The 12,215-nt window shown below is 60.3% G+C and carries 10 protein-coding genes; 3 read left to right on the top strand and 7 right to left on the bottom strand.

The genetic code is table 11. The annotated features are described in order from the left end of the window. Positions 1-85: 85 nt before the first annotated feature. The gene (locus BN1115_RS15830; RefSeq protein WP_042657908.1) at positions 86-694 is read right to left on the bottom strand and encodes a 2OG-Fe(II) oxygenase; all 609 of its coding nucleotides are present in this window, start codon (positions 692-694) and stop codon (positions 86-88) included. Positions 695-1,030: 336 nt separating this feature from the next. Between BN1115_RS15830 and BN1115_RS15825 the strand changes: the two genes are divergently transcribed. Then, positions 1,031-1,507 carry a glutathione peroxidase gene (locus BN1115_RS15825; protein WP_042657907.1) on the top strand — a complete coding sequence of 159 codons (477 nt, stop codon included), beginning with the start codon at positions 1,031-1,033 and terminating at the stop codon, positions 1,505-1,507. 182 nt (positions 1,508-1,689) lie between these two features. Continuing rightward, a complete protein-coding gene (locus BN1115_RS15820) occupies positions 1,690-3,075 on the top strand; it encodes a DEAD/DEAH box helicase (RefSeq protein WP_042657906.1) in 1,386 nt (461 codons plus the stop codon). Positions 3,076-3,175: 100 nt separating this feature from the next. Here the strand turns inward: BN1115_RS15820 and hutW are convergent, their stop codons facing one another. Next, positions 3,176-4,537 carry a heme anaerobic degradation radical SAM methyltransferase ChuW/HutW gene (gene hutW / locus BN1115_RS15815; protein ID WP_042657905.1) on the bottom strand — a complete coding sequence of 454 codons (1,362 nt, stop codon included), beginning with the start codon at positions 4,535-4,537 and terminating at the stop codon, positions 3,176-3,178. 254 nt (positions 4,538-4,791) lie between these two features. On the opposite strand from hutW, the gene BN1115_RS15810 reads away from it, so the two are divergent. Beyond that, positions 4,792-6,387: a methyl-accepting chemotaxis protein gene (locus BN1115_RS15810; protein WP_042657904.1), complete on the top strand. Its 1,596-nt coding sequence runs from the start codon at positions 4,792-4,794 to the stop codon at positions 6,385-6,387. Positions 6,388-6,492: 105 nt separating this feature from the next. Here the strand turns inward: BN1115_RS15810 and aroG are convergent, their stop codons facing one another. The 5 genes from aroG to BN1115_RS15785 form a co-directional block, all read right to left on the bottom strand. After that, the gene (aroG, locus tag BN1115_RS15805) at positions 6,493-7,548 is read right to left on the bottom strand and encodes a 3-deoxy-7-phosphoheptulonate synthase AroG (protein ID WP_042657903.1); all 1,056 of its coding nucleotides are present in this window, start codon (positions 7,546-7,548) and stop codon (positions 6,493-6,495) included. Positions 7,549-7,768: 220 nt separating this feature from the next. Further along, on the bottom strand, positions 7,769-9,052 hold the full coding sequence (gene aroA / locus BN1115_RS15800) for a 3-phosphoshikimate 1-carboxyvinyltransferase (protein ID WP_042657902.1): 1,284 nt from the start codon (positions 9,050-9,052) through the stop codon (positions 7,769-7,771). A gap of 168 nt (positions 9,053-9,220) precedes the next feature. Beyond that, positions 9,221-10,309 (bottom strand): 3-phosphoserine/phosphohydroxythreonine transaminase, encoded by a 1,089-nt coding sequence (serC, locus tag BN1115_RS15795; RefSeq protein WP_042657901.1) that lies wholly within the window; start codon positions 10,307-10,309, stop codon positions 9,221-9,223. A gap of 225 nt (positions 10,310-10,534) precedes the next feature. Beyond that, positions 10,535-11,461 (bottom strand): electron transfer flavoprotein subunit alpha/FixB family protein, encoded by a 927-nt coding sequence (locus tag BN1115_RS15790; RefSeq protein ID WP_042657900.1) that lies wholly within the window; start codon positions 11,459-11,461, stop codon positions 10,535-10,537. Continuing rightward, on the bottom strand, positions 11,458-12,210 hold the full coding sequence (locus BN1115_RS15785) for an electron transfer flavoprotein subunit beta/FixA family protein (protein ID WP_042657899.1): 753 nt from the start codon (positions 12,208-12,210) through the stop codon (positions 11,458-11,460). Before BN1115_RS15785 ends, BN1115_RS15790 begins: the two co-directional genes overlap by 4 nt. Between the last annotated feature and the right edge of the window lie 5 nt (positions 12,211-12,215).

Genomic DNA, 12,215 nt, shown 5'->3' with positions numbered 1-12,215 from the left:
ACCCTTGTCAGCTGATGGGAGACCCATGACCCCACTTCTTGCAGTGAAAAGTCTCCCCTGTGTCAAAATCGGGACACATTGCCCCTCAGCGCGGCGGATCGACCCTTCCCATGCCGTTGCCATTGACCCGAAACCAGCCGGCGATGCTGTAGCGCTCGCGGTTGGCCGGCAGCACCTCGTGGGGAAACTCCTCGGAGAGAAACAGCACCAGCCGCCCCCCCTTGGGACTGACATCCATCAGAAACTGCTCGTCGTTGTCATAGAAGCGCAGCAGCCCACCGGCTTCCGGTTGCCAGTCGTTGTTGAGGTAGAAGACCGAGGTCAGGCGGCGGTTGGAGCGACCAGCAAAAGCATCGCGATGGGTGGCGTAAAAATCGCCGCTGCGGTAGCGGGCAAAGTGGGCCTCGTAGTCAAACAACCCCAGCATCAACATCCGGTTGGCGGCAAGACGCAGGGACTCCATCCGGGCGAGGTAGTCGGCCACCGGCGCCCCGAGTGAGGGCTCCAGCCAGTGGATCTGGTCACGGCGAATATCGGGATTGCCCTGATGAAGGGCGTCACGGCCGATCCCGGCCGGTTGCCATTCGCCTGGCAAACAGGCTTTGAGGGCATCCACCTCGGCGGCGGTCAAAAAATCATCCACTATCACCCATCCCCGGGTGTAAATGGCATCCATGGCAGCTTGATAGTCCAAGATTGGCTCACAATGAGTGGAGAGAGGGCGCTTTTTAGCGACTTACCGGCCAAGTCACAAACCGGTTTGCTTCTCTTGAGAAGTCCCACCATCAATACGCGATTTGTCGCCCGCTTCCCCGCTTTTTGTCGCCAGTTGTGAACCCGCCCCACCGGACGGCGTATTGGCTGTCGAAACTGTGATGGCCCTTGCAATCAAGGAGAAGAGAGAGTGCGGGTCTCTTGCCGCACAAAGAGCCAACCGATACCGTACTCCTGTACCATCATGCCGTTCATCTGGCACTTATCGCCACAACCGACCGAACACCTCACGGACAACCAATAGAAGGATCTGCTTATGCCTCTGCCCGATCTCACTTTGCAACGACTGGATGGCACCCCCTATCCGCTGGCCCAACTGGCGGGCAAGGTGGTGCTGGTGGTCAATGTCGCCAGTCGCTGCGGCTTTACCCCACAATATGAAGGGCTGGAAGCCCTCTATCGGGAACTCGGCCCCAAGGGGCTGGTGATCCTGGGCTTCCCCTGCAACCAGTTTGGCAATCAGGAGCCGGGGGATGCGGACGAAATTGCCCGCTTCTGCTCCATCGACTATCCGGTCACCTTCCCCATCATGGCCAAGTGCGATGTCAACGGCGAGCATGCCCACCCCTTCTACCAGTGGCTTAAAAAACAGAAACCGGGTTTTCTGGGGCTGGAAAACGTCAAATGGAACTTCACCAAGTTCCTGATCGACCAGGAGGGTAATGTGGTGGACCGCTTCGCCCCCCAGGCTAAACCGGAGAACCTGGCCGAGCAGATCCGCGAGATGCTCTGAATCGCCCGATGCGTGTTGCGCCACTGCGTTGAATGATTGTGTGGCGGCCGGTGCGACAGCTACTGCGCAGCGGCCGCTATTTTGCTATATTACGGCCCCACTATCTTTTCCATATCGTGGCTGGCCCCAAAGTGCTGGCTGCCCGTTGAGCCAAAGGCTCATCTCAGGAGTGTCTCTCGAACATGTCATTCAACGAACTGGGTCTGTCTCCGCATATTCTGCGGGCCGTCAAGGAGCTGGGTTACGAACAGCCAACCCCCATCCAGCAGCAAGCGATTCCGGCGATTCTTGCCGGTCAGGATGTGCTCGGCGGCGCTCAGACAGGCACAGGCAAAACGGCCGGTTTCACCCTGCCGATGTTGCAGCGTCTGCTGGCCAACCACGGCCGTGGCCGTCGTCAGGTGCGCGCCCTGGTACTGACCCCGACCCGCGAACTGGCGGCACAGGTGGGCGAGAGCATCATCAAGTATGCCCACCACCTACCGTTCAAGACGCTGATCGCCTACGGCGGCGTCAGCATCAAGCCCAATCTGGATGCCATCAAGCTGGGTGTGGACATTCTGGTCGCCACCCCGGGCCGTCTGCTGGATCTGCTGACCCAGGGTGCCCTGACCCTGAGCGAGCTGGAAGTGCTGGTGCTGGATGAAGCGGATCGCATGCTCGACATGGGCTTCATCGTCGACATTCGCCGCATTATGAAGGCGCTGCCTGCAGAGCGGCAGACCCTACTCTTCTCCGCCACCTTCTCCAACGATATCAAGGCGCTGGCCGATGATCTGCTCAACGATCCCACCCTGATCGAGGTGGACCCGAGCAACACCGCCGCCGAGCAGGTCTCCCAACGCATCATTCAGGTGGATCGGGAACGCCGCCGCGAGCTGCTTTCCCACATGATTGGCCGTGGCAACTGGCAGCGGGTGCTGGTGTTTGTCCGCACCAAGCAGATCGCCGATCGCCTCGCCCAGCAGATGCAAAAAGATGGCCTCAATACCGTGGCGATCCACGGTGACAAGAGCCAGGGAGCCCGCAACCGGGCGCTGGCCGATTTTCGCAGCGGCGCTGTGCGAGTGCTGGTGGCGACCGACATCGCCGCCCGCGGTCTCGATATCGATCAGCTGCCCCACGTGATCAACTTCGAACTGCCCCAGATGGCGGAGGATTACATCCACCGCATCGGTCGTACCGGTCGTGCCGGTCGCGGTGGCGAGGCAATCTCGCTGGTCAGCCATGACGAACTGGGTCAGCTCAAGGCCATCGAGGCGCTGATCGGCCAATCCCTGACTGTGGAGATCCTGGAAGGGTACGAACCCAGCGGCAAGCCGAGCCGTCAGACCCTGCCGGGCAGCAAACCGGTGCAGAACCCGCCCCGTGAGCGCGGCCATGCCAACGCCAAGAGCAATGCCAAAGGCAAACCTGCCGCTGGCAAGGGCAAAGCCAAGGGTGATGCCGCCAAGAAGCCAGCGCCGGCCCGCAAGCGGGAAGTGGTGGGCGAGGATATCGGCTTTACCCCGATGCGCCGCCTGCCCAAGGCGATGCGCGACAGCTATCAGGACAACAGCGACGAGTAAGCTCGTGCGCGACGCTAACTGCCAAGCCCAAAGAGGGAGCCTGCAAGGCTCCCTCTTTCGTTATGGACGGTGCGAGTTGACGCAAACGCAGCGCTAAGGCTCAGACCAGCGAATGGTGCACCGCGGCGGCGTCATGGCTGGGCGGTACTGAACCATCGAGCGGATTGAGCTGCAAAAATTCGAACAGCCCGGCCTGCATATTGACGTTCCAGAAGCGCCCGGCGAGGGTGAGTTGCAGCCGTGCGCTCTCTATCTCGGCCAGCCCGTGCTGCTGCCAGGCGGCAAAGAGCGGCATCAGATGGGTCAGCAAAGGCGCAGGCAGACGCTCCAGCGCCAATACGCCGCTGTCGAGGGCGCCGCGCAGCAGACCGTCCATCCGCGCATTGGGGTTGCGCCCCATCACCATGCCGGGCGTCCGCTTGCCGTTGGCCAGTGCGTCGTGCCAGGGGGCAAGATCCCGCCCATACATCAAACCGTGACCGAGAATACTGCCCCCCGCACCGGCGCCAAAGGGGAGGATCTCGGCGCCGCGCTTGGCCATCTGGTTATAGCGGCTCTGTTCGGCCGGGCTGCGCCGCCAGTGACTGCAAGAAAGGCGCTCCCAGCCGTGGGCTTCCAGTTGCGCTCCGCCATAGGCATACATGGCCGCTCGCTGCTGGCCATCGGCGAGCCAATCCAAGGTGCCCTTCTCCTGCGCCCGCTCCAGATTGGTGCCCGGCATGGCGATGAGCTGGTAGAGATCGACCCCGTGCACCCCGCTCGCCATCACGTCGCGGATATCCTGCTGCCACACGGCATCATCCTGACCGGGCAGACCGAAAATGAGATCCGCCACGATCACCGCCGCATCATCCCGGGTCAGCTCGCCAAGGCGGGCCAGCAACGTCTCCCTGTCATCGAAACGGGCCGCATGCTGACGGACTCGGGTATCAAAGCTCTGCACCCCGAACGAGAAACGGTTGAAGCCACCCGCCAGCGCCGCCTGCCATTTCTCATCGTCAAAACCGTTGAGGCGCCCCTCCAGCGTCACCTCGGCATCGGCCGCCAGCGGAAAACGGCGGATCACGGCGGCCAGCATGGCCAACTCGCCGGCGCTCATGTCGGTCGGTGTGCCGCCCCCCACATAGACGGCTGAAAATGGCATGCTCTGCGCCAGCGGGGTATCAGCCGCCTGCGCAAGGGAGGCGCAGAGCGCGTTGACATAACGGTTGATCCGCGCCGGATTGGCGCCATTTTCAAAGAAATTGCAGAAGCTGCAACGCTTGCGGCAAAACGGAATATGGATGTAGAGGGCGCGCTCCTCAGCTTCACTCTCTCGCTGCCACCAGCTCTGCCAGCCAGCCTCATCCAGCGGGAAGGGGCGCATCCCTCCCCGACTGGCGTGAGCCGAGGTCTTGGCACTAAAGGCAAACTTGAGGGGATCCGGCGAGGCAATGCCGGTCATTGAAGGAGTCAGAATCATGGTGGTCACTATTCAGCAAATAATGACAATGATAACGATTATCGTTACTTGCAATTTGTTCTGGATCAACCCGCAGAGCCGCGTACCTCGCCGAGGTCATTTTGGCAACCTGCATTACCGATCTGCTTAACAGATTATTTACTAAAGAGCGTTTATGGTGTGCCGATAGAGAACCATCTCCCGCCATTTCATCGTCTACGATCAAGACGATACGGGATCACATAACAACACCGAGCGCCTGGAACTTGCCCAACATGCATAACCTCTCCCTGAACTGGAAAATCTTCCTTCCCCTTGCGCTGGTCATCAGCACCACCTTTGGCCTCTGCTTCGAACTCTCCGCCTGGCTGCAACGGGATCTCGCCATCCGGCTGGCGGGCGAAAAAGTGGAGAGCGCCGCCAACACCTACATGGATCAGCTCAACGTCCTGATGATGACCGGTGGCATGGCCAACCGGCAAATCGTGCAGACCAAGCTCAAGAGTGAAGCGGGCATCGTCGAGGCTCGCCTGATCCGCGCCCCGGCCGTCAGCAACCTGTTTGGCCCGGGTCACCCGGATCAGAAAGCGCAGGATCCCCTCGATGAGCGAGCCATCAATCAGGGAGAGACCATTATGGAGCAGCAGGGTAACCGGCTCACCCTGATCAAACCGTTCAAAGCCTACAAGGAGTATCGCGGCACCCAGTGCACAACCTGCCATCAGGTCAATGAAGGGACAGTGATGGGTGCGGTGCGGATCAGTTACGACCTCAGCCACACCTTCGGCGAGATCCGCCACAACAACCTGATCCTGAGCGGCAGTCTGGCCGCCGTCTTCAGCATCGGCTTCGGTTTGCTCTGGTGGGTGTTGCAACGCTACGTAAAACGCCCCCTGCGCCAGCTGCAGCTCACAATGATCCAGATGGCCAAGGAGCGCAACCTCGCCCTCCCCCTGGTCAATCATAGCCGGGATGAACTGGGCCAGATGACTCGCGCCGTCAATGACATGGTGCAGGGCTTCCGCCACAGTCTGCAGGAGGTGGAAGGGGCAACCCACCAGCTCTATCAGGAGTCGAACCAGATCCGTCAGGTGGCAACCCAGACCGAAAACTCGGCCCGCCAGCAAGAGGGGATGACCACCCAGGTCGCCGCCGCCGTCAGCGAGCTGGCCGCCAGCTCTCATGAAGTACGTGAACATGCCCGCCACAGCGCCGAGCTCTCCGCCCTCACCAATCAGGATGCCGCCGACACCAGCCGTCTCGCCCAGCACTCCATCACCGATATGGGCGAGATGTCGGCAGAGATCGATCGGGTGGATCAGGTGATCCAGCAGCTCGACAGCCGTTGCCTGGCGGTTGACGGTGTGCTCGAGGTGATCAAGGGGATTGCCGATCAGACCAACCTGCTGGCCCTCAACGCTGCGATTGAAGCGGCCCGGGCAGGTGAGCAAGGCCGTGGCTTTGCGGTAGTGGCCGATGAAGTGCGGGCCCTCTCCAACCGCAGCCGCGCCGCCAGCGAGGAGATCTCCCAGATGATCGCCGCCCTGCAAAATGAGGCCCAAAGTGCAGTTACGGTGATCGGGGATGCAAAAAGCAAAGCCGATGAGAGCATCAGCAAGACCGAAGCGACCCTGGCAGCCATGCAGAACATCATCGAGCGCATCGCCCGCATCAACGACCTCAACGCCCAGATGGCCCAGTCGGCCGAAGAGCAGGACAGGGTCTGCCATGAGGTAGACAGCTCGGTGAGCGATATTCGAAATACCTCCAACGACACCCTGGGTCAGGCGCACGCCGCCAACCTCGCCAGCATTCAGCTGGTGGAGCAGTGCCAGAAACTGGAGGCGCTGCTGAAAACCTACCGTTGGTAATCCGCTTCACAAATGAAAAAGCGCGACCCGAGGGTCGCGCTTTTGCTTTATGGATTCGATTTGGCCGAACGGCAGCGTTGCTGTTCCAGCGCCGCCAGGATAGCTTTAACGGGCGTTACGGGTTGCGACGGCATCAGCCAAGTTGCGCAGCAGCACTTCGGTATCAGCCCAACCGATGCAGGCATCGGTGATGCTCTGGCCGACGGTGAGTTCACACCCTTCCACCAGATCCTGACGGCCTTCTACCAGATGGCTCTCCACCATCACACCAAACACCGCCTTGCTGCCGGCACGCAGTTGGCCGGCCACATCCTCGGCCACCACCATCTGGTTCTTGAACTGCTTGCTGCTGTTGGCGTGACTAAAGTCGATCATCACCTTCTGCGGCAGACCGGCCTTCTCCAGCCCCTTCACAACTTCGCTGACATGGGCGACGCTGTAGTTCGGCTCACGACCACCACGCAGAATGATGTGACAGTCCGGGTTGCCGCGGGTCGCCACGATGGCGGAGTGACCGTATTTGGTGACCGACAGGAAGTGGTGCGGCGCACTGGCAGCGCCAATGGCATCGATGGCCACCTTGATGGTGCCGTCAGTGCCGTTCTTGAAGCCCACCGGACAGGAGAGGCCGGAGGCCAGCTCGCGGTGTACCTGGGATTCAGTGGTACGGGCACCGATCGCGCCCCAGCTCATCAGATCCGCCACATATTGCGGGGTGATCATGTCGAGGAACTCGGAGGCAGTTGGCAGCCCCATGTCGTTGAGATCCAGCAACAGCTTGCGACCAATGCGCAGACCGTCGTTGATCTTGCAGCTATTGTCGAGGTACGGATCGTTGATCAGTCCCTTCCAGCCCACTGTGGTGCGCGGTTTTTCGAAGTAGACCCGCATCACGATCTCCAGCTGACCTTTCAGCTCGTCACGCAACGCCTTGAGGCGCTTGCCGTACTCCAGCGCGGCGACCGGATCATGGATGGAGCAAGGACCAATCACCACCAGCAGACGATCATCTTCGCCGGCCAGGATATTGTGAATGGCCTGACGGGATTCAAAAACGGTGGACGAGGCAACCTCGGTAGCCGGAAACTTCTCAAGCACCGCAACCGGGGGTAATAACTCTTTGATTTCACTGATACGAACGTCGTCGGTTTGATGCTGCATGACAAGGCTTCCTGCTAGATGACTGCGATTAGGAAATCTCAACATAGCCCGCGACAGCGCATGTGTAAATAGGAAATTACAGCAATCACAAAACTATTTTATATGGCAATCTTGCAAGTTATTGAAATGATGCTAAGGGAAATGACGATGCTGGTGAGGAAGGCAAAAAGGCCCGCTCAGCGCGGGCCCGAAGCATCGGTGATGACGGGTTTGTCAGTGATCAGCCACGCTGGCTGATACTGGCCAGCTTGTCGAAGTAATCCGGGAAGGTCTTCGAGGTGCACTTGGGATCATTGATGGTGACCGGGGTATCCGACAACGCCACCAGCGAGAAGCACATGGCGATACGGTGATCGTTGTAGGTATCGATCTCGGCATGCTTGAGCTGGGTCGGCGGGGTCACGGTAATAAAGTCACGTCCCTCCTCCACTTCTACGCCCAGCTTGCGCAGCTCGGTCGCCATGGCATGCAGGCGATCGGTCTCTTTCACCCGCCAGTTATAGATATTGCGAATGGAGGTCGGCCCCTCGGCAAACAGCGCAGCAACCGCGATGGTCATGGCAGCATCGGGAATATGGTTCATATCCATATCGATGCCGTGCAGCGGCGCCTGCTCCGCTTCGATAAAGTCATCACCCCAGGTGATGCGCGCACCCATCTTCTCCAGTACGTCGGCGAAATGGATATCGCCCTGAATGCTGTGCTTGCCGATGCCGGTGACCCGCACCTTGCCCTTGATGGCGCCAGCCGCAAGGAAATAGGAGGCGCTGGAAGCATCTCCTTCCACCAGAAAATCCCCCGGGCTGATGTAGGTCTGGTTGCCCTTGATGTAGAACAGCTTGTAGTTGTCGTGCTCGATGACCACCCCGAACTGCTTCATGATGTGCAGGGTGATATCGATGTAGGGCTTGGAGACCAGCTCCCCCTTGATATGGATGCGAGTGTCGCCGGCCGCCATGGGCGCAGCCATCAGGAAGGCGGTCAGGAACTGGCTGGAAACGGAACCATCGACGTGCACATCGCCGCCCCACAGCCCCTTGGCATCCACCACCAGCGGCGGAAAACCATCTTTTTTCAGGTACTGGATATGGGCGCCCGCCTCACGCAGAGCATCTACCAGATGGCCTATGGGGCGCTCTTCCATGCGCGGCTCGCCACCCAGGGTGTACTCACCGGAGCCCAGACACAGCGCGGCACAGAGCGGGCGCATGGCAGTGCCGGCATTGCCAAGAAACAGATTGATCGGCTCTTTGACGGCAAAACTGCGGCCAAGGCCTTGCACGGTGCATTCGGTCTTGTCGGCAGAGAGCTTGTACTTGACCCCGAGCTGGGTCAGTGCTGCCAGCATGTGACGAATGTCATCGCTGTCGAGCAGGTTGGTCAAACGGGTAGTACCACGGGCCAGTGCCGCCAGCAGCAGCGCCCGGTTAGAGACACTCTTTGAGCCGGGCAGATTGACCTCACCGGCCACACGAGAAATGGGTTCCAAACGCAACGAATTCATAGACTTCCTGTGCAATCTCAAATAAATGACCTGACCGGACGTTAACAGTACGCGCCCCGCTCGGCAAGGGCAGCGACAGGGGAAAAACGGGGCTGCGCGCTAAGATTCAGTCGTTGTTGAAAAAAAGACGCCGGGCAAGCCCGGCGTCAGGATTAACTGCAGACCGGATCAGCCGTGACGCTTGGCAAACTCATCCATAAAGCTGACCAGCGCCTTCACACCCTCCAGCGGCATGGCGTTGTAGATGCTGGCCCGCATGCCACCGACGATGCGGTGTCCTTTGAGCGCCAGCAGGCCAGCCGCTTCAGATTCAGCCAGGAACTGCTTGTCCAGCTCGGCATTTTTCAGCTGGAACGGGATGTTCATCCGCGAACGGCAGCTGACATCCACCTGATTGCCGTAGAAGCTCGACTGATCGAGATAGTCGTAAAGGAAGTCGGCCTTCTCCTTGTTGCGCGCTTCCATCGCCGCAAGGCCCCCCTGTTCTTTCAGCCACTCGAACACCAGACCGGCCAGATACCAGGCGTAGGTGGGCGGCGTGTTGAACATGGAGTCGTTCTTGGCGGTGAGCTTGTAGTCAAAAATCGAGGGCACATCGGCTCTGGCCTGATCCAGCAGATCATCGCGCACGATGGCGATGGCGAGCCCGGACGGGCCGATATTTTTCTGGGCACCGGCATAGATGATGCCAAAGCGGCTCACATCGATGGGACGGGAGAGGATGGTGGAGGAGAGATCCGCCACCAGCGGTACATCGCCGGTTGCAGGGATATCGAACATTTCGATCCCTTCAATGGTCTCGTTCGGGCAGTAGTGCACATAGGCGGCATCAGAGCGAAACGCCGGTGTCGGCAACAGGTGCGTAATCCCCTGCTCGTTTTTGGCAACCCCTTGCCAGGTCTGGATGTCGCCGTACTTTTGCGCCTCATCCACCGCCCCTTGCGACCAGACACCGGTCAGCAGAAAATCGGCTTTCTTGTTGGCGCCGCCCAGCAGGTTCATGGGCACGGCGGAGAACTGACCCCGGCCACCCCCATGCATGAACAGCACCTTATAGTTGTCCGGTACCGCCAGCAACTCGCGCAGATCGGCTTCTGCCTTCTCGGCGACCGCCATGTAGTGCTTACCGCGGTGGGAAAGCTCCATGACCGAGGCTCCCAGCCCCTGAAAATTACAAAATTCGCGCTGGGCGCGCTCCATGACTTCAACCGGCAACATGGCGGGGCCGGCGCAGAAGTTGTAAACCTGTTTGCTCATGACGCTTTCCGTGAGTGGATGAGTGTGATCGATGACTTGTCAGGTTTTACACAAGAGCAGCCAGCGGATCAAAGGCTTTTTGGGAGCTGGCTCAACCTTTTACCGTCACTCTTGCTCCCCCTTGCAGTAGAAAAAGCCCTGAACGGGTCAGGGCTTGCAGAGAACATGCGCAGAAATGGCGGGCAGAGCGCATAAACGACCACAGCCCAGCCATTTCTGACAAATTTACAGTTTGGCGGTGAGCTCCGGCAGCAGAATGAAGAGATCCCCCACCAGCCCGTAGTCCGCCACCTGAAAGATGGGGGCGTCGCTGTCCTTGTTGATGGCCACGATCACTTTCGACTCCTTCATCCCCGCCAGATGCTGGATGGCCCCCGAAATGCCGACCGCGATATAGAGCTCGGGCGCCACCACCTTGCCGGTCTGCCCCACTTGCAGATCGTTGGCGACATATCCCGCATCAACGGCGGCTCGCGATGCCCCCACGGCGCCGCCCAGCTTGTCGGCCAGCGCCTCAATCAGGGCAAACTGCGCCTTGGAACCAAGGGCGCGGCCACCGGAGACAACCACCCGGGCAGCGGTCAGTTCGGGCCTGCTGGAGCGCACCGCGCGGCGCTCGACCAACCGGGTACGACCAGCGAATTCGGGCACGGCCAAGTGCTCGATAAGAGCCTGTCCGCCCGTCGCCGCCTTGGCAAACGCGCTGGCCCGCACTGTCATCACTTTGACGGGCGCCGAGCTTGCCACTCTGGCGATGGCATTGCCTGCATAGATGGGGCGCAGGAAGGTGTCGCTGCTCTCGATAGCCGTCACCTCGGAGAGCATCTCCACCCCGAGCCGGGCCGCCACCTGTGGCAGCAACGCCTTGCCCATGGCACTCGCCGCCATCAGGCAGTGGCTGTAACCTTCGCACCAGCTGGCCAGCAGCTTGTCGACCCCATCCAGCAGCCCGTCGGCCAGCAGGGGATGTTCGGCAAGCAACACCTTGTCGACGCCGCCGAGAGCTGCCGCCTGTTCACTCGCCTCGGTCAGCCCCTGACCCAGCAACAGCAGGTCAACCTGACCGCCGATGGATCCGGCGGCGGTGACCAGTTGTGCCACGTTGTCGGCCAGATGGCCCTGATGATGTTCGGCAATGATCAGCACGCTCATGGCAGCACCTTCGCTTCGTGTTTGAGTTTGTCCACCAGCTCGTCCACCGAGCCCACCTTGATCCCGGCGCTGCGGGCTGGCGGCGCCATCACCCCGAGCAAGCGGGTCTGATTGGCCACCTCAACGGCAAGTGTCGAGAATGGAGCGCTATCAAGCGGCTTGCGCTTGGCCTTCATGATGTTGGGCAACGAAGCAAAGCGCGGTTCATTCAAACGCAGATCGGCGCTCACTACCGCAGGCAACGGCATGCCGAGGGTCTCGAGGCCACCGTCGATTTCGCGAGTCACCAGCAGTTCCCCAGCTTCCACCTTGAGGGCGGACGCACAGGTCGCCAGCGGCCAATCATTGAGGGCAGCCAGCATCTGGGCCACCTGATTGTTGTCTGAATCGATGGACTGCTTGCCGAGCAGCACCAGATCCGGCAGCTCCTGCTCACACACCTTGTGCAAGGCGCGGGCAACCGTCAGCGGGGTGAGCGTCTCATCGGTGACATAATGCAGCGCCCGATCCGCCCCCAGCGCCAGCCCATGGCGCAGTTGCTCGGCGGCAGCGTCAGGGCCGAAGGTCACCACCACCAGTTCGCTGGCAACCCCGGCTTCCCGCAGCCTGACCCCCTCCTCCACCGCAATTTCACAAAAGGGGTTGATCCCCATCTTCACATTGGCCAGCTCCACGTCGGAGCCGTCTCCCTTCACCCGAATCTTGACGTTGTAGTCGACTACCCGTTTGATTGCGACCAGCAGCTTCATGGGGT

It is taken from the genome of Aeromonas allosaccharophila (genome assembly GCF_000819685.1).
Taxonomy (GTDB): domain Bacteria; phylum Pseudomonadota; class Gammaproteobacteria; order Enterobacterales; family Aeromonadaceae; genus Aeromonas; species Aeromonas allosaccharophila.
Note: the sequence above shows the minus strand (reverse complement) of the source record. Positions and strands in the feature narration are given on the sequence as shown.